The sequence below is a fragment of the Microbacterium umsixpiens genome (assembly GCF_053543675.1).
In genome coordinates, this window is record NZ_JBLVOH010000172.1 from 2,263 (window position 1) to 3,425 (window position 1,163).

Below are 1,163 nucleotides of genomic sequence, written 5' to 3' on the forward strand. Positions count from 1 at the left end.
CGTGTGCAGGTCGGGGTCTCGGCGTTGTGACGGGGCTTCGTGTCAGCTCGGGGGTTCGGTCTTGAGGCCCACAGCGATGTCCGATTTCCGCCAGTCGAGGTCGGTGGTGCGTGGCAGGGTGGAGGCATGAGCTTCCCCGTGATCGACTTCGACGAGCGCTACCGTGCCATCAGCGCGCGCGACACCCGCTTCGACGGGCAGTTCGTGACGGCCGTGCGCTCGACCGGGATCTACTGCCGTCCGAGCTGCCCTGCACGCACACCCAAACCGCAGAACGTGACGTTCTATCCGACGAGCGCGGCCGCACACGAGGCCGGGTACCGCGCCTGCAAGCGCTGCCTCCCCGAAGCCGCCCCCGGGTCTCCGGCATGGGACATCCGCGGTGACGTCGCGGCCAGGGCCATGCGACTCATCTCCGACGGCGTCGTCGAGCGCGAGGGGGTGCCGGGGCTCGCCGCGCGTCTCGGGTATTCCAGCCGGCACCTCACCCGTCTGCTGACGACCGAACTCGGTGCCGGGCCCCTCGCCCTCGCCAGGGCGCATCGTGCGCACACGGCGCGGATGCTGCTCGTCGGCACCGACATGCCGATCTCCGATGTGGCGTTCTCGGCCGGCTTCGCCAGCATCCGCCAGTGCAACGACACGATCCGCGAGGTCTTCGGCCTCGCCCCCGGCGAGCTCAGGGCGCGTCGACGTCTGCCGGCGTCCGCGGTTCCCGGCGCCATCGACCTCGTCCTGCCGTACCGCGGTCCGCTCGACGCGAGCGGCATCTTCACCTGGATGGCGGCACGCGCCGTACCCGGGGTCGAAGAGACCACAGCGTCGTCTTTCTCCCGGCATCTGCGGATGGCCGGCGGTCCCGCCTGGTTCGAGGTGAGTCAGGATGCGTCGGAACGCCTGCACCTGCGGGCTCGAGTCGCGCGCCTCGGCGATCTGGCGCCGCTGGTGGCTACCGTGCGCCGCATCTTCGACCTCGACGCCGATCCGCTGGCGATCGACGAAGCGCTCTCCGTGCACCCCGAGCTCGCCCCGCTCGTCGCCCGCACGCCCGGCATGCGGGTTCCCGGCTCGGCGGACCCGCACGAGATGCTCATCCGCGCGATGATCGGGCAGCAGATCACGGTGGTCGCCGCCCGCACGGCGCTCATCGCGCTCACCGAGGC

1 protein-coding gene is annotated in these 1,163 nt (G+C 71.2%); it reads left to right on the plus strand.

Going from position 1 to position 1,163, the window contains the following annotated elements; translation table 11 throughout:
* Nucleotides 1-126 precede the first annotated feature (126 nt).
* Nucleotides 127-1,163 (plus strand): bifunctional transcriptional activator/DNA repair enzyme AdaA (locus tag ACNPM4_RS16640; protein ID WP_448986421.1); only part of this gene is annotated, 1,037 nt, incomplete at its 3' end.